The sequence below is a fragment of the Actinomycetospora sp. genome, assembly GCF_055612215.1.
Window position 1 is genome coordinate 1 of record NZ_JBVPVA010000218.1, and the last position, 1759, is coordinate 1759.

The window sequence follows — 1759 nt, forward strand, 5'->3', positions numbered from 1 at the left end:
GACGGGTGGCCGATCCCGGAGCGGCCCCGCCGCGCCGGGCCGTCGTGGGGTCCTAGCAGAGGGCGGGACCACGACGCGGCGCTCCACCTGCGCGTTGCGCGCACACTCCAGCAGCCGGAGCGCTCGGTGCTGCACGAACCGATGCGCCGCGCACACACTCCAGCCGCCGGACCGCTCGGTGCTGCACGAATCGGCGCGCCGCGCACACAACCTCCGAGGCGCCGATCCCGCCGGGACCGGAAGGCGGCGACCGCCCGGCGGCGCCCGGCAGCCGGCGACCATGCGGCCGACGGTGCGGGACATCGTCATGCGGCCGGGCCACGACCGGGCGCACACCGGCGCCGGAAGGGCGGTGCTCCGCGCGGCACGCGTCCCACAGGGAGGCACGGCACGCGCGACGGTGTCGACACGGGAGTCGAATGCGGCACGCGTCGGTCCACCCAGCGCCGAGCACGCTGCCGACCGGAGTGTGTGCGCCACGCGTCGGTCCACCCAACACCGAGCACGCTGCCGGCCGGAGTGTGCGCGCCACGCGTCGGTCGGCCGAGAACTGGACCCCGTCCCGCCCAGAATGTGAGAGCCGCGCGTCGATCTCCACGACCTCGAGCGCCGTCCCTGCCGGACCGTGCGGCACGGATCCCTCGGAGGCCGGCTCCGGGATCCGTCCCGCGGCACCGAGTGCGCGGACCCAGGGACCGGCTGTCCCCGGCAACCGGGCGGCACGACCGCCGATGCCGTCGTAGCGTGGCGGAGGTGAGTTCTCCTCGCCCCACCCAGGCCGCCGCTGCGACGGCTGGCACGTCGGCCCCGCCGGCCGGCCTCCCCACCACCCTCGGTGAGCTCCGCGCGAGCGACCACCCCGCCAGGACCGCCCGCGGCGTCCGGGAGGAGCTGCGCGACAACCTGCTCGCCGCCCTGCGCGCCGGCACCAACCCCTGGCCCGGCATCGTCGGGTTCGAGCGCACCGTGCTGCCCCAGTTCGAGCGCGCGATCCTCGCCGGCCACGACGTCGTGCTCCTCGGCGAGCGCGGCCAGGGCAAGACCCGCCTGCTGCGCAGCCTCGTCGCGCTGCTCGACGAGTGGACCCCGGTCATCGCCGGTTCCGAGCTCGGCGAGCACCCCGAGCAACCGATCATCCCCGCGAGCATCCGCCGCGCCACCGTCGAGGGCGACGCTCTCCCGGTCGCCTGGCGGCACCGCTCCGAGCGCTACGCCGAGAAGCTGGCGACGCCCGACACGAGCGTCGCCGACCTCATCGGCGACGTCGACCCGGTCAAGGTCGCCGAGGGACGCAGCCTCGGGGACCCCGAGACGATCCACTACGGCCTCGTCCCGCGTGCCCACCGCGGGATCGTCACCATCAACGAGCTGCCCGACCTGGCCGAGCGCATCCAGGTCGCGCTGCTGAACGTCATGGAGGAGCGGGACATCCAGGTCCGCGGCTACACGCTGCGCCTGCCGCTGGACATCCTGCTCGTCGCCAGCGCCAACCCCGAGGACTACACCAACCGCGGCCGGATCATCACCCCGCTGAAGGACCGCTTCGGCGCGGAGGTGCGCACGCACTACCCGCTCGAGGTCGCCGGCGAGATCGCGCTGATCCGCCAGGAGGCGCGCAACGTCGCCGAGGTGCCCGACCACCTGCTCGAGGTCATCGCCCGCTTCACCCGCAACCTGCGGGGCGCCTCGGCGATCGACCAGCGCTCCGGGGTCTCGGCGCGGTTCTCGGTCGCCGCGTCGGAGACGGTGGCCGCCGCGG

General features: G+C 75.0%; 1 protein-coding gene. It reads left to right on the plus strand.

Annotation, left to right across the window (positions count from 1 at the left end):
- Positions 1 to 753: 753 nt before the first annotated feature.
- Positions 754 to 1759, plus strand: a 1006-nt coding sequence (locus tag AC0CYZ_RS06120; protein ID WP_472213354.1) for an ATP-binding protein, incomplete at its 3' end; no start/stop codon positions are given.